Raw genomic sequence first — 21,032 nt, forward strand, 5'->3', positions numbered from 1 at the left:
TTGACCACTCGGATCATGAGGCGCCGGGCAACGGCGGCCTATCAACCGAATGGTTGATCAGAGGAACAGCGCGCTGACCAACTCGGTGCGGCTGCTCACGCCGACTTTGCGGAAGAGGTGGATCAGGTGAGTCTTGATGGTCGGCAAACCCACCTCCAGTTCCCGGGCCAATTGTTTGTTGCTGACGCCTTGGCGCAGCAGCCAGGCGATCTGGCGCTCCTTGGGTGTCAGGTCGGCCAGCGCGTCCTCATGGGCCGGCAAATGGGCCACGGCCAGTTGCAGCAAGGCCTGCAACGCGCTGAGTTGGCTCAACTGCTGAGGGGTGAAGATGCCTTGCTCGGCGGTGCGAAGCAACGAAATAGCCGCTTGCGGCTGACCGTTGCGATGGGCGAAGACTTCCACCACGTCGACCACGCCGTAGCGTTGCAGGAAGTCGCGATAACGCTGGTTGTCACGCAGCGGTTGGCGGGCCATCGCCAGGCCCAACGGCACCACGGCCAGTTCGCTGGGCGCACAGCGGCGCGGGTGCAGCGGGTCGAACTGGCGGTAGTTGTCCAGGTAGTCGCGGTGCATCTCGCCGCTCATCCCATGGAGGCTGAAGTCATGGACCTGCAGGTGTCGATCCACGCAGTAGAACGCCGCCCGGCTGACCGGGACCAGTTGGGTGAAGGCGTGCAGGCACTGGCCGGCGATGTCCTGGGTCGGGATGACGTTCATGGTCGCTACCTTCGCAAATGGGCTGCCGGTGGGGCCGGCAGCCCTGTCCGGTCAGGCTACCGCGAAGTAGTGCTTGACGAAACTTTCGCTGACCACTTCCCACAGCACCGGCGTGCCCTTGGTCACGAACCAGCTGTCGCCGGCCTTGTAGCGGGTGCTCTGGCCGGTGGCCTCGTCGGTGAGGACCACTTCACCGGTGACCACGGTGGCTTGTTCGGCGAAGGGGTAGACCATCCGGAACTTGCCTTGGGTGGTGCCGAAGTAGGCGCTGCTGACCGGGTCGGTGGGGGCGCCGAAGGTCATCTTGCCGAAGGCCTTGACCTCGCCTTCGAGAATCTGCGAGCCGAGATCGGCGACGGTGCCCCAGGCGTCCAGGTCGGACAGCTGGATGTCTTTTTCAAGGGTGATAAGGGGCATGGCAGTGACTCCTGATGATTGAAAAAATAGAGGTGGATGTGTCCAATACCAGTCAGTCAAACCCCGGACCCTGTGGGAGCGAGCTTGCTCGCGATAGCGGTGGGCCAGGATGCATTGATGTCGACTGTTGCACCGTCTTCGCGAGCAAGCTCGCTCCCACAAGGTTTCCCATGGCTGACTGGCATCGTGGCCTTCAGCGCCGGCCGTTCCAGTAGCCCGACAGCTGGTGCCAGGACTTGCCGGCCGTCAGCAACAATGGGCGAATGGCGTCTTTGCCAATAATGGTCGGGCGGTGGATCGAGCTGACCAGGTCGTAGCGCGCCGAGCCTTCGCTCATGCCTTCGGCCAGCACCTTGCAGATGATGTGGCTCGGCGTGACGCCAAAGCCTGAGTAGCCCTGGACAAAAAACGCGTTGCTGCGCCCGGGCAGGGTGCCGATCTGCGGGAACAGGTTCGGGCTGCAGGCCATCGGGCCACCCCACGCCAGGTCGATCTTCACGTCCTTGAGGTACGGGAAGATTTTCAGCATCAGGCGCCGGTTCCAGGCCTTGAGGTCCTGGGGGATGTGTTCCACCAACGGCGTCGCGGCACCGAACAGCAGGCGGTTTTCGTTGGTGACGCGGTAATAGTCGATCACCGGGCGAATGTCGCTGTAGGCGCCGCGAATCGGGCTGATGCGCTGGATCAGTTGGTCCGACAACGGCTCGGTCATCATCTGGAAGGCGTAGGTGTTGATGGTCGAGCGGTGCAGTTCCGGTTCCAGTTTGTTGAGGAAACTGTCGCAGGCCCAAAGCAGCTTGCTGGCCCTGACCGAGCCGCGCCCGGTGCGCACGGTGATGCGCTCGCCATAGCTGACTTCCAGGGCCGGGCTGTTCTCGAAAATCCGCACGCCGTGGCTGACCACCGCCTTGGCTTCACCCAGCAACAGGTTCAGCGAGTGCACGTGTCCGCCGCCCATGTGCAGCAAGGCGCTGCCATAGGCTTTGGAACCGATGATCTGCTGCACGTCGGAGCCGCCGAGGAAGCGGATCTCGTGCTTGCTGTTGATCGATTTGAAATCTTTTTCCCAGGCCCGCAGGGTTTTTTCCTGGCGGGCGTTGAAACCCATGTAGCCGTAACCGTGGCAGAAATCGGCATCGATGGCGTACTTGGCGATGCGGTCCTTGATGATGTCGGCACCCAGGTCGCTGATCTCGAAGACTTGGCGCAGGCCGTCTTCACCCACGTCCTTCTTGATCTTTTCCAGGTCATGACCGATGCCGGCCATGATCTGCCCGCCGTTGCGCCCGGTGCCGCCGAACCCAAGGTAACGCGCCTCCAGCACCACGATGTTGGTGATGCCTTTTTCAGCAAGTTCCAGCGCAGTATTGATGCCGGAGAAACCACCGCCAATGATCACGACATCGGCGTCCACGTCCTGTTCCAACGTGGGGAAGCTGAGGTTGTATTTCTTGGTGGCCGTGTAATAGGTGGGCGTTTCGATAGTGATCATGACGCAACCTGACAAAGTGAAAGAAAACGCCGTTGCCACGTCTACGCAAGGCTTGGCAAGGGATGGCCCTATTAAGAGCCTTGGCAAGGCGCTTGTCTTGATCATCCGTGCCGGGGGATTTGACCGAGGGCGCCACGGAAGCCGAAACCTGCCCCATGAAAAGTACAATCTTGGATCTGGAAGGTGCATTTTTCACCTGCCCGCGATTGCCCATACTGGACCGGCCTTAATCACTGATCCCGCTGTTTGTGCGCCCCGGGTTGCCGGGCAAAGGCGGGAACGGCAGACGCCAATAATAAAAGAGCCCGTCCATGAAAAAGCCAAACCCGCTGCTCGAAGACCTCAAGCCCCTCCTGCCGGCCATTGCCGCAAACGCCTTCCAGGCGGAGAAAGACCGTAGCGTGCCCGCCGAAAATATCGCCTTGCTCAAGAGCATCGGCATGCACCGGGCCTTCCAGCCCAAACCCTACGGTGGCCTGGAGGTTTCCCTGCCGCAGTTCGCCGATTGCATCGCGCTGCTGGCCGGTGCCTGTGCCAGCACAGCCTGGGCCATGAGCCTGTTGTGCACCCACAGCCATCAGTTGGCAATGTTCCCGGCCAAGGCCCAGGAGGAAATCTGGGGTGATGACCCGGATGCCACCGCCAGCAGCAGCATCGCACCGTTTGGCCGCACCGAAGAGGCCGACGGCGGTGTGATGTTCAGCGGTGAAATGGGCTGGAGCAGCGGCTGCGATCATGCCGAATGGGCGATCGTGGGGTTCCGCCGCAAAAACACCGAAGGCACCCAGGACTATTGCTTTGCGGTGCTGCCGCGCAGCGACTATGACATTCGCGATGACTGGTTCGCGGTGGGCATGCGCGGCAGTGGCAGCAAGACCTTGATCATCGACAACGCTTTCGTGCCGGAACACCGGATCCAGAAAGCCAAGGACATGATGGAAGGCAAGTCCGGTGGGTTCGGCCTCTACCCGGACAGCAAGATTTTCTACTCGCCGTACCGGCCGTACTTCGCCAGTGGTTTCTCCACGGTCAGCCTGGGTGTGGCCGAGCGCATGCTGGAAGTCTTTCGCCAGAAAACCCGCAACCGCGTGCGGGCCTACACCGGCGCGGCCGTCGGTGCCGCCACCCCGGCGTTGATGCGCTTGGCAGAGTCTACCCATCAGGTGGCGGCAGCCCGTGCTTTCCTGGAAAAAACCTGGCAGGAGCACGCCGAACACGGCGAGCGCCACGAGTACCCCAGCCGGGAAACCCTGGCGTTCTGGCGGACCAACCAGGGTTACGCCACCAAGATGTGCATCCAGGCCGTCGACCGCTTGATGGAGGCGGCCGGCGGCGGCGCCTGGTTCGAGAGCAACGAGTTGCAACGGCTGTTTCGCGACGCCCACCTGACCGGGGCCCATGCCTACACCGACTACGACGTCTGCGCGCAGATCCTCGGTCGTGAGCTGATGGGGCTCGATCCCGATCCTTCCATGGTTTGACCGCCTGTCCCTAGAACAATAATCGAGGCCGCCCCTTGAGGCGGCCGGGAGTCTTGCATGTCCAGTCTTTGTGATACCGCTTTCGACACCCGCGCGTTCCGCCGGGCCCTGGGTAACTTCGCCACCGGCGTGACCGTGGTCACCGCCGCCACTGAAGATGGCCGCAAGGTCGGGGTGACGGCCAACAGTTTCAACTCGGTGTCCCTGGATCCGCCGTTGATCCTGTGGAGCATCGATAAGCGCTCCAGCAGCCACGAAGTGTTCGAGGCCGCCAGCCATTTCGCGGTGAACGTGTTGGCCGCCGACCAGATCGACCTGTCAAACAACTTCGCCCGACCCAAGGATGATCGCTTCGCTGAAATCGAATTCGAGGCCGGCGAAGGCGGTGCCCCGGTGTTTGTGGACTGCTCGGCGCGTTTTCACTGCGAAAAATTCCAGCAGGTCGATGGTGGCGATCACTGGATCATGATCGGCAAGGTCGTGGCCTTTGATGATTTCGGCCGTTCGCCGTTGCTCTACCACCAGGGCGCCTACTCGATGGTCTTGCCTCACACACGCATGACCAAACGGGAAGAGGGCCAGTCCCCCAGCAGTCATTTCCAAGGCCGCTTGAGCCACAATCTGTATTACCTGATGACCCAGGCGCTGCGAGCCTACCAGGCCAGCTACCAGCCGCGTCAGTTGTCCACCGGCTTGCGCACCAGCGAAGCGCGGATGTTGATGGTGCTGGAGAACGACGCCGGACTGAACCTGTGCGACCTGCAGCGGGAAGTGGCAATGCCGGTGCGCGAGATCGAAGAAGCCGTGGCCAACCTCAAGCGCAAGGGCCTGGTGAGCGATGAAGGCGAGCGGGTACGCCTGACGGTCAAGGGAATCGATGAGACTGAGGGGCTCTGGGCGATTGCCAAGGAGCAGCAGGACAAAGTGTTCGGCCAGTTCAGCGAGGAACAGGTCGAGCATTTCAAGCAAGTGCTCAAAGGGGTGATCAAGGGCGCTTGAGCGAGATGACTGTCTTCAATGGGATGAAGCGCTGAGCGCCCCGTGGGAGCGAGCTTGCTCGCGATGGCGGTGGACCAGTCGACATCATCGTTAACTGACACTCCGCTATCGCGAGCAAGCTCGCTCCCACAGGGGTATGTGTGCAGCCACGCTGCTTTGATTGATCCAGGGGCTGCCGCGCAGCCCGGCGGGAGCAAGCTCCCTCGCCACAGGGGTCTATCGCCCCATCCGGATAGTGTGAACGGATGAGTTCGACATCGGCTGGAAGCTGTTAAGATTTAGTTAACTCATTAACTAAATCTTCTCGCGAACCTAATCCATGCCCCAGCCGCGCCAATCCTTGACCCTGACCCTGCTCCAGGCCCGCGAAGCGGCCATGGGGTTTTTCCGGCCGTCCCTCAACCAACACGGCTTGACCGAGCAGCAATGGCGGGTCGTCCGTATCCTTAGCCAGCACGACGAACTGGAGATCAATCGCCTGGCCGAACTGGCCTGCATCCTCAAGCCCAGCATGACCGGCGTATTGGTGCGCATGGAAGCGGCGGGCATGGTGGTGCGGCGCAAGGCCGAACAGGATCAGCGACGGGTACTGGTGCGCCTGGCGCCGCAAGGGCAGGCGAGCTTCGATTCGATGAGCCAGAGCATGGAAGCGAACTATCAGCGATTGCAGGAAAAACTGGGGGAAGAAAAGTTGCAGACGTTGCTGGGGTTGCTCAATGAGCTGAAGGCGATCAGGCGCTGAGACCGCCAAGTGGAGCTAGCTTTTGTGGCGAGGGAGCAAGCTCCCTCGCCACAGAGATTGGTGTGTCAGTACACGCCGCCAACCGTCGGCTTTGGTGTGTCCTTGAACGTCGCCGCCAGTGTCTGCAAGCCCCGCATCAACACCGTCGTATCCACGCCCACCGCGACAAACGCCGCGCCTAGTTCGAGGTAACGCCGGGCCAGTTTTTCATCGGCGCTGAGAATCCCGGCAGCCTTGCCGGCCTGGCGGATGCGGGTGATGGCGTCTTCGATGGCCGCTTGCACATCCGGGTGACCGGGGTTGCCGCGAAAACCCATGGACGCGCTCAGGTCCGCCGGGCCGATAAAGACCCCATCCACACCGTCCACCGCGGCAATGGCATCCAGGTTGGCCAGGCCCTCGCGGCTCTCGATCTGCACCAGCAGGCACATCTGTTCATCGGCCTTGTCGAGGTAGCCGGGGATGCTGTTCCAGCGGGACGCCCGGGCCAGCGCACTGCCGACACCGCGGACACCGTGGGGCGGGTAGTGGATGGCACGCACCAGTTCGCGCGCCTGGTCGGCGCTTTCCACCATCGGCACCAGCAAGGTTTGCACGCCGATATCGAGCACTTGCTTGATCAGCGCCGTGTCGCCGACCACCGGACGTATCACCGGCTGGCTGGGGTAGGGTGCCACGGCCTGGAGCTGGCCGAGCAAGGTGCGCAAGTCGTTCGGCGCGTGTTCGCCGTCGATCAGCAGCCAGTCGAAGCCGGCATTGGCCGCCAGCTCCGCACAGTAGGCATCGGCCAACCCCAGCCAGAGGCCGATCTGCGCTTCGCCGCTGCGCAGGCGTTGCTTGAAGGTATTGATGGGCATGTCCATTAGGTGGTCTCCGATCAGACGAAACGGCAGGCGATGGAACCGAGCATGTCGTAGTCGACATGGAAGGTATCGCCGGGGTTGGCGGCCACGGGGCGGGTGAAGGAACCGCCGAGGATGATCTGTCCCGGTTGCAGGGTGACGTCATAGGCCGCCAGCTTGTTCGCCAGCCAGGCCACGCCTTTGGCCGGGTGATTGAGCACCGCCGCCGAGACGCCGGATTCTTCGATCACGCCGTTGCGGTAGAGCACCGCCGGCACCTTGCGCAGGTCGATCTCGGTCGGGCGCACGGCACGACCGCCCATGACCACCCCGGCATTGGCGGCGTTGTCGGAAATGGTGTCGAAGACCTTGCGGGTCGCCTTGGTCTGTGGGTCGACCTGCTGGATGCGCGCATCGATGATTTCCAGCGCCGGGATCACCCATTCGGTGGCGTCGAGCACGTCGAACACCGTTACGTTCGGGCCTTTCAACGGCTTGCCGAGGATGAACGCCAGCTCCACTTCCACCCGTGGCACGATGAAGCGCTCGAACGGGATGTCGGTGCCTTCATCGAAAAACATGTCGTCGAGCAGCGCGCCGTAGTCCGGCTCGGTGATATTCGACGATACCTGCATGGCCCGGGAGGTCAGGCCGATCTTGTGGCCGACCAGCTTGCGCCCGTCCTTGATCTTTTGCGCGACCCAGGCGCGCTGGATGGCGTAGGCGTCCTCAAGGGTGATGGCCGGGTGGTCGAGGGAAAACTGTCGCACCTGCTCACGGGTGCGTTCGGCCTGGTCGAGGCGCGCGGCGGCTTGCTGGATGAAAGTCTGGTCAAGCATGGCAAGGGTCTCTTATTGAGGATTGACGATGGCAGCCCGGGTGCGCAGCACCAGCAAGCCGCCAAGGGCGATGAGCAGGGCCAGCACGTACAGGGCGAGGCTGGCGCTCTGGGTGGTGTCGCGCATCCAGCCGATCAGGTAGGGCGCGAAGAATGAGGCGATGCTGCCGAAGGAGCTGATCAGCGCGATGCCGGCGGCCTGGGTGCCGTTGGACAGGAAGGCTGGCGGCAGTTGCCAGAACATCGGCAACGCCGCACTGGCGCCCATGCCGGCGACGATCAGGCCACTGAGCACCAGGGTCGGGTTGCCAGGGGACAGCCCGGCGACCGCGATGCCCAGCGCGGCCATCAACAGCGGCACGCACAGGTGCCAGCGGCGTTCGCGATGGCGGTCGGAGGAGCGCCCGCAGCCGATCATGAAGAAGCAGCCGGCCAGGTAGGGCACCGCGCTGAGCAGCCCGACCTTGCCGTCGCTGCCGATGCCGGCACCGTGGATCAGGGTCGGCATCCAGAACGCCAGGGTGTTCACCGCCAGCATCACGGCGAAGTACACCGCCACCAACAACCAGACTTGTGGGTTGTTGAGGATCGCCGAGAACGAGGTGATGGATTTGCGCTGCTCTTCAAGGCTCAGTTGTTCGCGCAGCTGTTGCTTGGCCTGGGGTGTCAGCCAGTTGACCGCCTCGAAACTGTCCGGCAGGCACTTGAGCACAACCAAGCCGAGCAGGATCACCGGCAGCCCTTCGATGACGAACATCCACTGCCAGCCGCGCAGGCCGCCAAGGTCATGGAAATGCTCGAGAATACCGCCGGACAAGGGCCCGCCAATCACCCCGGCCATTGGCACCGCGATAGCAAACAACGCCGTCACCTGGGCCCGGCGCCGGGCCGGATACCAGCGGTTGAGAAAGACCAGGATGCCGGGAAAGAAACCGGCCTCGGCCACGCCCAGCAGAAAGCGCAGCACGTAGAAACCGGCGGCGCTTTCGATGAGGAACATGCCGGTGGACAAGGCGCCCCAGATTACCATCAGGGTAGCGATCCAGCGCCGCGGGCCGACCCGGTCCAGGGCCATGTTGCTGGGCACGCCAAACAGCGCATAGGCGATGAAGAACAGGCCGGCGCCGAAGCCGTAGACCGTGTCGCTGAACTGCAGGTCGGCGCTCATCTGCATCTTCGCGAAGCCGATGTTGATGCGGTCCAGGTGGGCGAAGAGGTAGCAGACCAGCAGCAGCGGCATCAACCGCCAGGTGATGGTGGCATGGGTGCGGTCGTGGGCGATGGTGCCGACAGTGTCGGCGGTATTGGCTGTGCTCATGATCTTGTACTTTTTGTCAGAGAGGCCGATGGGGAGGGCGGGGCAGATGGATTCAGCTGGCCTGGCCCTTGAGGAAGGCGTGGACGTTGTTGGCCTTGAAGTTGAGTTGTTCGTGCAGCTCGATCATCTCGAACGACAGGGCCAGCAGGCGTTGGGCCTGGAGTTCGGCGAAGTGCGCGGTGATGACCTCGAAGAGTTTTTCCGCGACTTTCTGGCGGGTGGCCAGGTCGCGACCATGGCCGACTTTCAAGGTCATGTGCACGAAGGCGTAGTCATGCTTGCCGTCGGCCATGCGCCAGGTGTCCAGGCGTACGCCGCGGCTGCGGATACCGCCCAGGGGGAACACGCCGCTGTCGCCCAGCACGGCATGGACCTTTTCAAACAGGCCGGGGAGGTCGGCTTGGCGTTCGATGTTGTCGGTGTATTCAACGATGAAATGCGGCATGAACGGCTCCTTCAGGCCGCACGGGGACGCCGTGCGGCCGGGGTGTCAAACAGGGAAGACAGCGTTGATCTGCCCGGTGCCGGAGCTACCGAACGGCTCGGTGATGATTTCGGCAGGCTTGTCGTAGTCCGGCCCGCCGAGCAGCCCAAGCAGCATCGCCGTGTCGTGCATCTTGCCTTCGCCAAAGCAGTGTTCGGCGTAGTCCGGGAGCATGGCGCAGAACTCTTTCCATCGACCCTGGCGCCACATCTCGACGACGTGCAGGTCGACCTGCTTGTCGAACTCCCGCGTCCAGTTGTGGATGTTGGCTTCGGCGTTGCGATCATCGGAGAAACGGTGGGACAACGAACCGGACGCCAGCACCAGCACCTTGCGATCGCTTTTCTCGATGGCCCGGCGCACCGCGGCGCCAAAGGCGAAGCTGTCTTGCAGGCGATGCCAGGCGCACCAGGCGGCAATGGACACGACGTTGAATTTCTGCGCTTGGGGGACATCCATGTGCATGTAGCGCATGGGCACCAGCGTGCCGTATTCCAACTCCAGGCTTGGAATGTTGTGGGCCAGGGTGCGCACATCCACGGCATTGGCCTCGGCGGCGATCAGTTCGCCCAGTTCCGGCGCGCCTGCGTATTCGTACTCCATGTTCTTGATGAAGTGCGGCAGCTCGTTGCTGGTGTAGACGCCCTTGAAGTGCTCGCCGCTGTTGACGTGATAGGCGCTGTTGACCAGCCAGTGCACGTCGAACACCACGGCTGTGTCGGCGCCCAGCTCACGGGCGCGACGGCCGATTTCCTTGTGGCCGGCAATCGCGGCGGCGCGGCAACCGTGGTGCTTGCCGGGCAGCTCCGACAGGTACATCGAGGGAACGTGGCAGATTTTCGCAGCCAGGACGACTTCGCCCATGATGATTCTCCTGAAATGTTGTTCTTGTTGAATCTCGGGACAGCGGGTGAATCAGGTTTTGTCGATGAGCGCTTGTGGCGAGGGAGCTTGCTCCCGCTGGGCTGCGAAGCGGCCCCATTTTTTTTGCGATCGCCGCGCAATCGAGCGGGAGCAAGCTCCCTCGCCACAGAGTCATCGTCGCCCATGAGGCTTGGGCCTATACCCCCCACCGCGGTATGTGATGACTGCCCATGGAGATGCAAACGTTCTTGATCTCGGCAAACACTTCGAAGCTGTACTGTCCACCTTCGCGGCCGGTTCCGGAACCCTTTACGCCGCCGAAAGGCTGGCGCAGGTCGCGCACGTTCTGGCTGTTGATGAACACCATGCCGGCCTCGATGCCGTGGGCCAGGCGATGGGCCTTGCCGATGTCCTGGGTCCAGATGTACGAGGCCAGCCCGTATTCGGTGTCGTTGGCCAGCTGCAAGGCTTCGGCTTCGTCCTTGAACGGGATCAGGCACACCACCGGGCCGAAGATTTCTTCCTGGGCGATGCGCATGTTGTTGTTGACGTCGGCGAACACTGTCGGCTGGATGAACTGGCCGCGGCTCAAGTGGGCCGGCAGGTTGGCCGGGCGCTCCAGGCCGCCGGCCAGGAGGGTGGCGCCTTCTTCGAGGCCGATCTTGATGTAGCCGGTGACCTTGTCGTAATGGCCCTGGGTGATCATCGAGCCGACCTGGGTCTTCGGGTCTTGCGGATCACCGACGATCAAGCGTTTGGCACGGGCGGCGAACTCGGCGACGAACTGCGGGTAGACGCTTTCCTGGATGAAGATCCGACTGCCAGCGGTGCAGCGTTCGCCATTGAGGGAAAAAATCGTGAACAACGCGGCGTCGAGGGCCCGTTCGAGGTCGGCGTCTTCGAAAATCAGCACCGGCGATTTTCCACCCAGTTCCATCGAGTACTTTTTCAACCCGGCGGTCTGCATGATTTTCTTGCCGGTGGCGGTACCGCCGGTGAAAGAAATCGCCCGCACGTCCGGATGACGCACCAACGCATCGCCGGCCGTGGCGCCATAACCCTGGATCACGTTCAACACGCCGTTGGGAATGCCGGCCTCGACCGCCAGGCGACCCAGCTCGTTGGCGGTCAACGGCGACAGCTCGGACATCTTCAGCACGGCCGTGTTGCCCAGCGCCAGGCATGGCGCGGTCTTCCAGGTCGCGGTCATGAACGGCACGTTCCAGGGCGAAACCAACGCGCAGACACCCACCGGCTGGTACAGGGTGTAGTTGAGCATCTGATCGTCGACCGGGTAGGTATGGCCGTCCATTCGCGTGCAGACTTCGGCAAAGAAATCGAAGTTGTGGGAAGCGCGCGGAATCAGCACGTTCTTGGTCTGGTGGATCGGCAAACCGGTGTCGAGGGTTTCCAGTTCGGCCAGCTTCGGCACGTTCTGCTCGATCAGTTCTCCGAGCTTGCGCATCAGCCGGGCGCGTTCCTTGGCCGGGGTGTTGGCCCATTTTGGAAACGCTTCCTTGGCGGCCGCGACCGCTTGGGCCACTTCCTCGGCACCGCCGCTGGCGACTTCGCCGATGGCCTCCCCGGTGGCCGGGTTGTAGTTGACGAAGACGTCTTTGCTTTCGACCTCACGGCCATTGATCCAATGTTTGATCATGCTGCTCATGCCTCTTTACGGGATGCGAAGAACTCGGCTTCGCTGACAATTCGATTGACCAGGCGACCGACGCCTTCTACTTCCACCACCACTTCGTCACCGGGCACCACGTCCGCCAGGCCTTCCGGCGTGCCGGTGGCGATCATGTCGCCGGGTTGCAGGGTCATGAAGCTGGACAGGTATTCGATCAGGTAGGGGATGTCGAAAATCATGTCCTTCGTGCTGCCTTCCTGGCGCAGCTCGCCGTTGATCCAGGTGCGCAGCGTCAGGTTGCTCGGGTCCGGCACATTGGCCACATCGACGATCCAGGGGCCGACGGGCGTGGTCGCGTCACGGTTCTTCACCCGTAGGTTGGGGCGGTAGTAGTTTTCCAGGTAATCGCGGATCGCATAGTCGTTGCACACGGTGTAGCCGGCCAGGTAGTCCAGCGCATCCTCGCGCTTGACGTTGCGCGCGGCTTTGCCGATGACCGCCACCAGCTCGCACTCGTAATGCATGTAGGCGACATTGTCGGGACGCCAGGTTGCCTGGTTGTGGCCGGTGTAGGTGCCAGGCGACTTGATGAATGCCAGGGGTTCGGTCGGCGGCTTGAACGCCAGTTCGGCGGCGTGATCGGCGTAGTTCAGGCCCAGGGCGAACATGCTGCCGGTGGCCGGTGGCAGCCATTGGACCTGGTCCTCGGCCAGCAGGCGACCGTCGGCCAGGCGTACGGCGTTGTGGGCTTCAACGATGACGGCGTGATCCTGCCCTTCAAAACGAATGCGCGCGTGTTTCATGAACCTGCTCCTGTTTCCTTGGCCACGACGGTATTGACCAGGCGACCCAGGCCGCTGATGGCCACTTCGACACGATCGCCGGGCAGTACATCGACCCGTCCCTCAGGCGTGCCGGTGATCAGCACATCGCCGGCATGCAGGGTCATGAACTCGCTGATCTCGGCAATCAATTGGGGAATGTTGCGCACGAAGTTGGCCGTGCTGTTTTGCTGGCGCACCTCGCCATTGACGTACAGCGTGATCGCCAGGCTGTGGGGGGCGGCCACCTGGGCGCTCGGCACCAGTTCCGGACCGATGGCGCAAAAGCCGTCCCGGCACTTGGCCTTGACGGCGGGGCGGTAATAACTGTCTTCCGGGAGACTGAATTCATTGATGATGGTGTAGCCGGCCACGTAGTCCATGGCCTCGGCGGCGCTGACGCGGCTGGCCGATTTGCCCATCACCACGCCAAGGGCCGGTCCTGGTTGCAGCGTTTCGCCGCCACCTGGGTGAACCACATCGGCGTCGTGCCGGTTGCGGGTATTGGGCGTCTTGATGAACAGCACGGGCTTGAGCGGCGGCTTCTGGTAGGGCGGTTGCTCGAACTCGGCGAGGCGCTGTTTCAGCAGCCCCTGGTAGTTCAGCGCGACCCCGAACAGGGTGCCGGTCGCGACGTCATGCAGGGCACGGCTCATGCTTGTCTCCTGGCGATGGCAGAGTGATGTGGGCTCTGCGGTTATTGTTAATGTGTTAACAGTTATAATTAAGATGTTAACTATCGTCAAGCGTGACAGAATGACCGGCACTGGTTGCCTTGCCGGATTCGGTGCAGGATGAGGGCGGCAGGTACCTGAATCAGAATAAAAACGAGCACTGCGTGATGACCGACCGCCAGCCGATCCCGAACATCAACATTGGTCAGGTGTACGACCAGCGCTACAGCGACGCCGAAGTGCATTACGACCGGCTCGCCAACCTGGCGGGTTTTTTCGGTCGCAACATGCCGGTGCACCGCCACGACCGGTTCTTCCAGGTGCATTACGTCAAGAGCGGCACCGTGCGGGTCTACCTCGATGACCAGCAATACGTTGAATCCGGCCCGATGTTCTTCCTCACCCCGCCGACCATTCCCCATGCCTTCGTGACCGAGGCCGACAGCGACGGGCATGTGCTGACGGTGCGCCAGCAACTGGTGTGGCAGTTGATCGACGCCGATCCGAGCCTGGCGCCGGCTGGCGTGCAACTGCCGGCCGCCTGCGTGGCCTTGGCGCAACTGGGGCCTGGGCAGGCGGGGGAGGTGCGGCGGTTGGAATACTTGTTCGAGGAACTGAGCGAGGAGGTGGTGGCGGGGCATCCGGGACGCGGCGCGGCGCTGGATGGGTTGACGCGTTTGATCATGATCAGCCTGCTGCGGCTGTGTTCCAATTCCCTGCAAGCCAGGCCCGCGCGGCATGAAGACCTGAAGATCTTCCATCGCTTCAACGAGCTGATCGAGGCCCATTACCTGCAGCATTGGCCGCTGTCGCGCTACGCCGAAGGCATCGGCGTGACCGAAGCGCGCCTCAACGACGTGTGTCGACGCATCGCCGATTTGCCCTCTAAGCGGCTGATCATGGAGCGGCTGATGCAGGAGGCCAAGCGCTTGCTGCTGTTCACCGGCAGCTCGGCCAATGAAATCTGCTACCAGCTGGGTTTCAAGGACCCGGCGTATTTCAGCCGCTTTTTCCAGCGTTACGCCCAACTCACGCCGGGGGAGTATCGCCAGCGGCAATCGGGGTTGCGCTGAAAACGCAGCCGTACTTTATGCAGATAGTCCCGTGGCCAGAGATTGCTCCCGCTGGGCCTGTAGGAGCTGTCGAGCGGAGCGAGGCTGCGATCTTTCTCAAGACACTTGGATCTCAAGCGAAAGATCAAAAGATCGCAGGCTTCGCCAGCTCCTACAGAGCCGAGCGGGAGCACGCTCCCTCGCCACAGAAGCTCCCGAGAGACTTTGCTTCTTGCGACAGCCTGGAGACGACACTAAGCTGCCGACTCGCCCATTCACACAGTTCGAACATGGCCAACCCCAGACCTTCTTTGACCCTGACCCTGTTGCAAGCCCGCGAAGCGGCGATGGCTTTTTTTCGTCCGGCGCTGAACCAGCATGACCTCACGGAACAGCAGTGGCGAGTGATCCGCATCCTCCATCAGCAAGGTGAGTTGGAAAGCCACCAGCTCGCCCATCAGGCCTGCATTCTCAAGCCGAGCATGACCGGTGTGCTCAGTCGCCTGGAGCGTGACGGGTTGGTGCGTCGACAGAAATCCAGCCAGGACCAGCGTCGGGTCTTCGTGGGCCTGACCGAGCGTGGCCAGCAGTGTTTCGTGTCCATGAGCGAGGGCATGGAAAGCAACTACCGGCGGATCGAAGAGCAATTTGGCGAGGAGAAGATGCAGCAATTGCTCGCGTTGCTCGGTGAGTTGAAGAACATCAAGCCATGAGGCTTGAGGCTTGAGTTTTGGGCCAGTAAGGCTTGAGCTTCTCAGCTTCTCAGCTTCTCAGCTTCTCAGCTTCTCAGCTTCTCAGCTTCTCAGCTTCTCAGCTTCTCAGCTTTTGAGCTTTTGAGCTCTTGTGGCGAGGGAGCTTGCTCCCGCTCGACTGCGAAGCAGTCGCAAAGCTCACCTGAACGAGTGGGAGTGGGCAGGGGGGCTGCTACGCAGCCCAGCGGGAGCAAGCTCCCTCGCCACAGAAGCGCTTCCTTCACACCGGGCTGCGTTCACGCAGCTCCTGCAACCGATCAGCCCCACCCTCGGCCACACGATTCTGGCTCAAACGATCGGAGCCACCCTCGGCCACGCGATTCTGGCTCAGACGATCAGAGCCACCCTCGGCCACGCGATTCTGGCTCAGACGATCAGAGCCACCCTCGGCCACACGATTCTGGCTCAGGCGATCGGAGCCGCCTTCGGCCAGTTGATGCTCAGCCTGGGCCGGGTCGTTCTTTGCCGAGGCAGCGTTCGCCAGGCCGACACCGCCAACCAGTGCCAGGGCGATTGCCAAGGACGACAGTTTCGAGAAATTGAACATGGTGATTCTCCTTGCGTTTGATTGAGTAGATCCGTGGCAGCGAAGGTGTTGCTGTCCGGTGATCACAGTTAAACGCGCAGATGTATCGACGATGTGTGCGAGGCGGGGGCGAAATCTGTCGTTTCGTATCAAGCCGTGCTTCCTATACAGAGCGATACAAATCCTGTTGAGGCATGGGGAGGCGAGGCGCTGCCGAGTGCTCGACGAGCTGAAAAACCGCGAATTGTCTGGTCGATAATCGCACGCTTTGCGGTGTATCCCTGCGTGGGTTATTGACCAAACTAACCGGGTGGTACATTTTAGCGGCACCTGTCTTGTCCCACGTGACCGAGACCATAATAAAAATAGAGGAACACCCCATGGCAGTCCGTCTGCGAGCGTCCCGCGCCGCCTCCTTGATCCATCTTTCAAGTGCACCGTCCAGCCTTCCAGGTTTGATTCGCTAGCGACCCACGTTGTTGCGGTCTTATCGCGCCAGCGGGATGTTGGCGCTCGACAAGCCTCGGAGTTCTTCAAGATGACAAAAGTCGTGGATCTGTATTTCAAGCTGCTGAAGCTGCTGATCGTGGTGTGCATGGTCGCGATGATCGTGCTGGTGTTCGGCAATGTGGTGCTGCGCTATGCCTTCAACTCGGGCATCAGTGTGTCGGAGGAGCTGTCGCGCTGGTTCTTCGTCTGGATGATTTTTCTCGGCGCCCTGGTGGCGCTCAAGGACCGTGCCCACCTGGGCATGGACAGCCTGGTCAAGCGCTTGCCGGCGGCAGGCAAGCGTATCTGCCTGGTCATCAGTCACCTTTTGATGTTGTACATCTGCTGGCTGATTTTCAGTGGCAGCTGGCAACAGGCAGTGATCAACCTGAATGTCGCCGCCCCGGCGTCAGGCTTGTCCATGTCGCTGTTCTACGGTGCCGGCCTGGTGTTCGGCGCCAGTGCCGCAGCGATCCTGCTCTACGAACTCTACCTGGCACTGTTCGGCAAGCTGGGGGATGACGAATTGGTGATGGTCAAGGACAGCGACGCAGAGCTGATCACCCCTAACGCCGCCGCCCCTGGCCCCATCAAGAGTACCCGCCCATGACGCTGGTTATTTTTCTCGGGTCCCTGATCGGCAGCATGGCACTGGGCATGCCCATCGCGTTTGCCTTGCTGGTGGTCAGCGTGGCGTTGATGGTTTACCTGGACCTGTTCGACGCGCAAATCATTGCCCAGAACCTGCTCAACGGCGCGGACAGTTTCCCGCTGATGGCCGTGCCGTTTTTCATGCTGGCCGGCGAAATCATGAACGTCGGCGGGCTGTCCAAACGCATCGTCAACATTGCCATGGCGCTGGTGGGGCACAAGCGCGGCGGGCTGGGCTACGTGGCGATCATCGCCTCTTGCCTGCTGGCGTCGCTGTCCGGTTCGGCCGTGGCCGATGCGGCGGCACTGGCGGCGTTGCTGGTGCCGATGATGGTGTTGGCCGGGCACAATCGAGGACGCTCGGCTGGCCTGATCGCCGCCGGTAGCATCATTGCGCCGGTCATTCCGCCGAGCATTGGCTTTATCGTCTTTGGCGTGGCGTCCGGGGTCTCGATTTCCAAGCTGTTCCTGGCTGGTATCGTGCCGGGGTTGATGCTGGGGGCTTCGCTGGCCGTTGCCTGGTGGTTCATCTCCCGCAGCGAGAACGTCGAGACACCGCCCAAGCGTTCCCGTGCCGAAGTGCTGCGCACGTTGCTCGACGGCAGTTGGGCGATGGGCCTGCCCTTGATCATCATCCTGGGCCTCAAGTTCGGCATCTTCACGCCTACGGAAGCCGCGGTGGTCGCGGCGGTCTATTCGTTGTTCGTGTCCCTGGTGATCTACCGGGAGATGAAAGTCAGCCAGTTGTACGAAGTGATCCTGTCCTCGGCCAAGACCACCTCGGTGGTGATGCTGCTGGTGGCGGCGGCCATGGTTTCGTCGTGGCTGGTGACCATCGCCGACCTGCCGGGCCAACTGGCAGAGCTGCTGGCGCCGTTCATGGACAACCAGACCCTTTTGCTGCTGGTGATGATGGTACTGATCATCCTGGTGGGGACGGTGATGGACATGACCCCGACCATCCTCATTCTCACCCCGGTGCTGATGCCCGCCGTCATCCAGGCGGGGATCGACCCGGTGTATTTCGGCGTGCTGTTCCTGATCAACACCGCCATCGGCCTGATCACGCCGCCCGTAGGCACGGTGCTCAATGTGGTTTGCGGGGTGGCGAAGCTGGACTTCGAGGAGATCGTTCGCGGGGTGTGGCCGTTCATGCTTGCGCAGTTTGTGGTGCTGTTCCTGTTGGTCCTGTTTCCGCAATTGGTCCTGGGGCCGTTGAAATTCTTCACCGGCTGACACCGGTGCTGTTAGCTCGACCTAAAAAACAATAACGATCGGAGAGTGACATGGGAAAACTGATGAAAACCCTGCTGGCCGGGGCGTGCGCGACGGGCTTGCTGTTGGGCAGCGTGGCCAGCCATGCGGATGAGATTCGCGAACGTACCCTGCGATTCGCTTTCCAGAACGTCAAGGAACACCCCCAGGGCCAGGGCGCGCAGAAGTTCGCCGACCTGCTCAGCGAGAAGAGCGGTGGCAAGATCAAGGTCCGCCTGTTCCCCGGCGGTACGCTGGGCGGTGACGTGCAAACGGTGTCGGCGTTGCAGGGCGGCACCCTGGACATCACCGTGCTCAACTCCGGCATCCTGGCCGCCCAGGCCCCGGATTACGCCATGCTCGATTTCCCGTTCCTGTTCAACAACGTCGAGGAAGCCCATGCGGTCATCGATGGGCCGGTCGGGCAGAAACTGGCGGCGCAACTGGACAGCAAAGGGCTGGTAGGGCTGGGTTATTGGGACCTGGGTTTTCGTAACCTGACCAACAGCAAGCACCCGGTGACCAAGCTGGAAGACATGCAAGGCTTGAAACTGCGTGTGATCCAGTCGCCAATCTATCTGGAAACCTTTACCGCCCTGGGCGCCAACCCGGTGCCGATGGCGTTCCCGGAGGTCTACACCGGCCTTGAGCAGCACACCATCGACGGCCAGGAAAACCCTTTCACGGTGATTGAAGGCAACAAGTTCTACGAGGTGCAGAAGTATCTTTCCGTCACCGGGCACATCTTCAATCCGCAGTCGTTGATCATCAGCCAGAAAACCTGGAACCGCCTCAACGACGATGAAAAGGCAATGATTCGCGCGGCCGCGGCCGAGGCGCAGACATTCCAGCGTGAAGTCACGGCGGCGAGCATGGACAAGGCCAAGGCGACGTTGGCCGCTGCGATGACCGTCAATGAAATCAGCCCAGCCGAGAAAGATCGCATGCGTGAGCGCGTGCAGCCGGTGATCGACAAGTTCGCCAAATCCCTGGATGGCGACCTGGTGAAAGCAATGTACGACCAAATCGCCAAGGTGCGGGCGGCGCAATGAGGTGAATGGGCCTGACACCAGCGTCAGGCCTGAACAGATCCAACCCTGTGGGAGTGCTCCCACAGTTGTTTGGGGTGGACTCAGGATTTGCATACACTGCAGATCCCCGGTGGGAGCGAGCTTGCTCGCGATAGCGGAGTGTCAGTCAAGATCAATGCGGCTGACCTGACGCCATCGCGAGCAAGCTCGGCTCCCACAGTTGTTTTGGGTGGAGTCAGGACTCGCATACGCCGCAGATTTCCTGTGGGAGCGAGCCTGCTCGCGATAGCGGAGTGTCAGCCAAGATCAATGTGGCTGACCTGACGCCATCGCGAGCAAGCTCGCTCCCACAGGGTTTTGTAGTTTTCTAGCGACGGTTACTGGGCGGCCGGAACGGCCAGCCACTGGCCAATCACTTTCTGGTAGCTGCCATTGGCCTTGCTCAGGTGCAGCCACTGGTCGACGTACATTTTCCAGGTGTTGTCATCCCGCGGCAGCAGGTAGGCCTTCTCGCCATATTGCAGGTAGCGAGTCGGGTTGACGGCGCACAGGCCGGGCTTGAGTTTTTGCTGGTAGAGCGCTTCGGACGCGTCGGTGATCATCACGTCGGCTTTCTTGTCCAGCAGTTGCTGGAAGATGGTCACGTTGTCGTGGAAGCTGAGCTGGCCGTTGGGCAGGAACGCCCGGACAAAGGCTTCGTTGGTGCCACCCGCCGGCTCGACAAGACGCACCGACGGCTGGTTCATCTGCTCGATGGTCTGGTAACGCTCCTTGTCTTCGCAACGCACCAGCGGGATCTTGCCATCCACGTCCAGGGTGCTACTGAAATAGGCCTTTTTCTGGCGCTCCAGCGTCACCGAAATCCCGCCCATACCGATGTCGCATTGGCCTGCAACCATATCCGGCATCAGGGTTTTCCAGGTGGTCTGCACCCATTGCACCTTGACGCCGAGGCTGGCGGCCAGTGAGCGCGCCATGTCGATGTCGATGCCTTCGTATTCGCCGGCTTGGGTTTTAAAGGTGTAGGGCTTGTAGTCGCCGGTGGTGCACACCTTCAGTTCGCCGCGCTGCTGGACCTGATCCAGCAGCGAGGGAGCCGGCTCGGCCAGGGCGCCGCAGGAGAGCGCCAACAGGCCACAGAACGTCATCGAGCTTGTTATGGTTTTCATAGGGATTGGACGTCTCGTAGCGGAGGGAAACAAGATCGGGGAGTGTAGTAAAAGTGCCGGCAGGCTGTCACTGCAGGCTTTCCAGGTAGGCGCAGAACATATCGGCCATGGCGTCGCTATACACGGCAACCTCCACGGGAGAGCGGGGCGCTGATGAAAAACGCTTGCCCACGGCGCCGAGCGTGGTGATGACCAAGTCTCCTGCCAGGGCCCGGGTTTGTGCAGGAGCGTCTGGCAAGGCTTGCAGCATGAAAGCGTCCACCGACTGTTGCACCGACATCCGCGCGGCCTGGTGCTCGGGGGCGTCGCGGTAGAGCGGTGCGGCGTCGTTGAGGGCGACGCGTATCTGGGCCTCGTCGCATTCGGACTGGATGAACGCCCGCACCAGGGTGCGCAGTCGCTCGAAGGGCGGCTTGCGGTTGTCTTCAAGAATCTCGCGCAGCATGTCGCTGGTTTGCCGCCATTCATCGCTTTGCAGGCGGAACAGGATCGCCGCTTTGTTCGGAAAGTACTGATACACCGAGCCGACACTGACGCCCGCTCGCTCGGCAACACGGGCCACCGTGAAACGTGCCGCACCCTGGGTCGCCAAAACCTGAACAGCCGCCTCCAGAACGGCGGCGACGAGCTCGGTGGAGCGTGCCTGTTTCGGCTGTTTGCGCGAGGAAATCTGCGGGCTTGGGCGTTCGGACATGCGGACGTGAACCTCGACAGGGAATGCGAATAGGAAATGCGACGGATTATTCGTATCTTGAATGCGACGAATTGATCGCATTCTAGTGGGATCCA

At 61.7% G+C, this 21,032-nt stretch carries 22 protein-coding genes; 8 read left to right on the forward strand and 14 right to left on the reverse strand.

Going from position 1 to position 21,032, the window contains the following annotated elements; genetic code table 11:
- Nucleotides 1–57 precede the first annotated feature (57 nt).
- The 3 genes from ACLH0I_RS14690 to ACLH0I_RS14700 form a co-directional block, all read right to left on the reverse strand.
- Nucleotides 58–717: a helix-turn-helix transcriptional regulator gene (locus ACLH0I_RS14690; protein ID WP_411384564.1), complete on the reverse strand. Its 660-nt coding sequence runs from the start codon at nt 715–717 to the stop codon at nt 58–60.
- Between the two features lie 51 nt (nt 718–768).
- Nucleotides 769–1,134: a cupin domain-containing protein gene (locus ACLH0I_RS14695; protein WP_046065473.1), complete on the reverse strand. Its 366-nt coding sequence runs from the start codon at nt 1,132–1,134 to the stop codon at nt 769–771.
- Nucleotides 1,135–1,327: 193 nt separating this feature from the next.
- Nucleotides 1,328–2,626 (reverse strand): NAD(P)/FAD-dependent oxidoreductase, encoded by a 1,299-nt coding sequence (locus ACLH0I_RS14700; protein ID WP_411384565.1) that lies wholly within the window; start codon nt 2,624–2,626, stop codon nt 1,328–1,330.
- 311 nt (nt 2,627–2,937) lie between these two features.
- Here ACLH0I_RS14700 and ACLH0I_RS14705 point away from each other — a divergent pair, with 311 nt between their 5' ends.
- The 3 genes from ACLH0I_RS14705 (at nt 2,938) to hpaR (ACLH0I_RS14715) (ending at nt 5,848) form a co-directional block, all read left to right on the forward strand.
- On the forward strand, nt 2,938–4,107 hold the full coding sequence (locus ACLH0I_RS14705; RefSeq protein ID WP_411384566.1) for a p-hydroxyphenylacetate 3-hydroxylase oxygenase component: 1,170 nt from the start codon (nt 2,938–2,940) through the stop codon (nt 4,105–4,107).
- Nucleotides 4,108–4,164: 57 nt separating this feature from the next.
- The gene (locus tag ACLH0I_RS14710; protein WP_411384567.1) at nt 4,165–5,106 is read left to right on the forward strand and encodes a p-hydroxyphenylacetate 3-hydroxylase reductase component; all 942 of its coding nucleotides are present in this window, start codon (nt 4,165–4,167) and stop codon (nt 5,104–5,106) included.
- 319 nt (nt 5,107–5,425) lie between these two features.
- Nucleotides 5,426–5,848 carry a homoprotocatechuate degradation operon regulator HpaR gene (gene hpaR / locus ACLH0I_RS14715; RefSeq protein ID WP_250964128.1) on the forward strand — a complete coding sequence of 141 codons (423 nt, stop codon included), beginning with the start codon at nt 5,426–5,428 and terminating at the stop codon, nt 5,846–5,848.
- A 65-nt stretch (nt 5,849–5,913) separates the two neighbouring features.
- Here hpaR (ACLH0I_RS14715) and hpaI read toward each other — a convergent pair whose 3' ends face one another.
- From hpaI to ACLH0I_RS14755, 8 genes are all read right to left on the reverse strand, one after another.
- Nucleotides 5,914–6,711, reverse strand: a complete 798-nt coding sequence (gene hpaI, locus ACLH0I_RS14720) for a 4-hydroxy-2-oxoheptanedioate aldolase (RefSeq protein WP_250964127.1) — start codon at nt 6,709–6,711, stop codon at nt 5,914–5,916.
- Nucleotides 6,712–6,725: 14 nt separating this feature from the next.
- Nucleotides 6,726–7,529: a 2-oxo-hept-4-ene-1,7-dioate hydratase gene (hpaH, locus tag ACLH0I_RS14725; protein ID WP_186707411.1), complete on the reverse strand. Its 804-nt coding sequence runs from the start codon at nt 7,527–7,529 to the stop codon at nt 6,726–6,728.
- A gap of 12 nt (nt 7,530–7,541) precedes the next feature.
- Entirely contained in the window at nt 7,542–8,846 is a 1,305-nt protein-coding gene (locus ACLH0I_RS14730) for an MFS transporter (protein WP_411384568.1), read from the reverse strand.
- A 52-nt stretch (nt 8,847–8,898) separates the two neighbouring features.
- Nucleotides 8,899–9,291, reverse strand: coding sequence for a 5-carboxymethyl-2-hydroxymuconate Delta-isomerase (locus ACLH0I_RS14735; protein ID WP_250964125.1), 393 nt, complete (start codon nt 9,289–9,291; stop codon nt 8,899–8,901).
- A gap of 45 nt (nt 9,292–9,336) precedes the next feature.
- On the reverse strand, nt 9,337–10,194 hold the full coding sequence (gene hpaD, locus ACLH0I_RS14740) for a 3,4-dihydroxyphenylacetate 2,3-dioxygenase (protein WP_411384569.1): 858 nt from the start codon (nt 10,192–10,194) through the stop codon (nt 9,337–9,339).
- A gap of 196 nt (nt 10,195–10,390) precedes the next feature.
- Nucleotides 10,391–11,851 (reverse strand): 5-carboxymethyl-2-hydroxymuconate semialdehyde dehydrogenase, encoded by a 1,461-nt coding sequence (gene hpaE / locus ACLH0I_RS14745; protein WP_411384570.1) that lies wholly within the window; start codon nt 11,849–11,851, stop codon nt 10,391–10,393.
- Nucleotides 11,852–11,856: 5 nt separating this feature from the next.
- Entirely contained in the window at nt 11,857–12,627 is a 771-nt protein-coding gene (locus tag ACLH0I_RS14750) for a fumarylacetoacetate hydrolase family protein (protein WP_411384571.1), read from the reverse strand.
- Complete coding sequence (locus ACLH0I_RS14755) at nt 12,624–13,301, reverse strand: fumarylacetoacetate hydrolase family protein (protein WP_411384572.1); 678 nt, start codon at nt 13,299–13,301, stop codon at nt 12,624–12,626. Before ACLH0I_RS14755 ends, ACLH0I_RS14750 begins: the two co-directional genes overlap by 4 nt.
- Nucleotides 13,302–13,486: 185 nt before the next feature.
- Here ACLH0I_RS14755 and hpaA point away from each other — a divergent pair, with 185 nt between their 5' ends.
- Both hpaA and hpaR (ACLH0I_RS14765) read left to right on the forward strand, forming a co-directional pair.
- A complete protein-coding gene (gene hpaA, locus ACLH0I_RS14760; RefSeq protein ID WP_411384573.1) occupies nt 13,487–14,392 on the forward strand; it encodes a 4-hydroxyphenylacetate catabolism regulatory protein HpaA in 906 nt (301 codons plus the stop codon).
- 269 nt (nt 14,393–14,661) lie between these two features.
- Nucleotides 14,662–15,084 carry a homoprotocatechuate degradation operon regulator HpaR gene (gene hpaR / locus ACLH0I_RS14765; RefSeq protein WP_186707419.1) on the forward strand — a complete coding sequence of 141 codons (423 nt, stop codon included), beginning with the start codon at nt 14,662–14,664 and terminating at the stop codon, nt 15,082–15,084.
- 259 nt (nt 15,085–15,343) lie between these two features.
- Here the strand turns inward: hpaR (ACLH0I_RS14765) and ACLH0I_RS14770 are convergent, their stop codons facing one another.
- Nucleotides 15,344–15,670 (reverse strand): phage infection protein, encoded by a 327-nt coding sequence (locus ACLH0I_RS14770; protein WP_411384574.1) that lies wholly within the window; start codon nt 15,668–15,670, stop codon nt 15,344–15,346.
- A gap of 517 nt (nt 15,671–16,187) precedes the next feature.
- Between ACLH0I_RS14770 and ACLH0I_RS14775 the strand changes: the two genes are divergently transcribed.
- The 3 genes from ACLH0I_RS14775 to ACLH0I_RS14785 are packed head-to-tail and all read left to right on the forward strand — an operon-like array spanning nt 16,188 to nt 19,095.
- Nucleotides 16,188–16,748: a TRAP transporter small permease gene (locus tag ACLH0I_RS14775; RefSeq protein ID WP_250965688.1), complete on the forward strand. Its 561-nt coding sequence runs from the start codon at nt 16,188–16,190 to the stop codon at nt 16,746–16,748.
- The gene (locus tag ACLH0I_RS14780) at nt 16,745–18,025 is read left to right on the forward strand and encodes a TRAP transporter large permease subunit (protein ID WP_250965687.1); all 1,281 of its coding nucleotides are present in this window, start codon (nt 16,745–16,747) and stop codon (nt 18,023–18,025) included. Before ACLH0I_RS14775 ends, ACLH0I_RS14780 begins: the two co-directional genes overlap by 4 nt.
- A gap of 50 nt (nt 18,026–18,075) precedes the next feature.
- Nucleotides 18,076–19,095 (forward strand): TRAP transporter substrate-binding protein, encoded by a 1,020-nt coding sequence (locus tag ACLH0I_RS14785; RefSeq protein WP_411384575.1) that lies wholly within the window; start codon nt 18,076–18,078, stop codon nt 19,093–19,095.
- Between the two features lie 356 nt (nt 19,096–19,451).
- On the opposite strand, the gene ACLH0I_RS14790 is transcribed toward ACLH0I_RS14785, so the two are convergent.
- Nucleotides 19,452–20,243: a transporter substrate-binding domain-containing protein gene (locus ACLH0I_RS14790; protein WP_411384576.1), complete on the reverse strand. Its 792-nt coding sequence runs from the start codon at nt 20,241–20,243 to the stop codon at nt 19,452–19,454.
- Nucleotides 20,244–20,310: 67 nt separating this feature from the next.
- Nucleotides 20,311–20,937 (reverse strand): TetR family transcriptional regulator, encoded by a 627-nt coding sequence (locus tag ACLH0I_RS14795; RefSeq protein WP_250965684.1) that lies wholly within the window; start codon nt 20,935–20,937, stop codon nt 20,311–20,313.
- Nucleotides 20,938–21,032: the final 95 nt, after the last annotated feature.

The sequence above is a fragment of the Pseudomonas sp. MPB03 genome, from assembly GCF_046605385.1.
Classification (GTDB): Bacteria; Pseudomonadota; Gammaproteobacteria; order Pseudomonadales; family Pseudomonadaceae; genus Aquipseudomonas; species Aquipseudomonas zanjanensis.